This is a genomic window from Photorhabdus africana, assembly GCF_035181445.1.
In the GTDB taxonomy this organism is placed as follows: domain Bacteria; phylum Pseudomonadota; class Gammaproteobacteria; order Enterobacterales; family Enterobacteriaceae; genus Photorhabdus; species Photorhabdus laumondii.
The window spans coordinates 1-265 of sequence record NZ_JAXBVE010000259.1; the positions used below are offsets into that span (position 1 = coordinate 1).

The 265-nt window shown below is 59.6% G+C and carries 1 protein-coding gene; it reads left to right on the top strand.

Features of this window, described 5'->3' with window-relative positions; all coding sequences use genetic code 11:
* Positions 1-265: hypothetical protein (locus SLS51_RS24960; protein WP_323840902.1), on the top strand; the 265-nt coding region annotated here is incomplete at both ends.

A 265-nucleotide genomic window follows, 5' to 3' on the forward strand; every position in this document is an offset into this window, starting at 1 on the left:
GGACATTATCTGGCTGACTAACCAAACCGTGACCCTGCCGGATGGCACTACCGAGGTGGTCACTGTGCCGCAGGTTTATGCGCGCGTCCGTCAGGGCGACCTGCGCAGTGATGGCGCTTTGCTGGCCGGGAATACCGTGGCGCTCAACAGTCAAGGCGATATCACCAACAGCGGCACCATCAGCGGGCGTGACGTCACTCAACTGACGGCCAACAACCTGACCAACAGCGGTTTTATTCGCGGCGGCAAAGTAGATTTAGCGGCC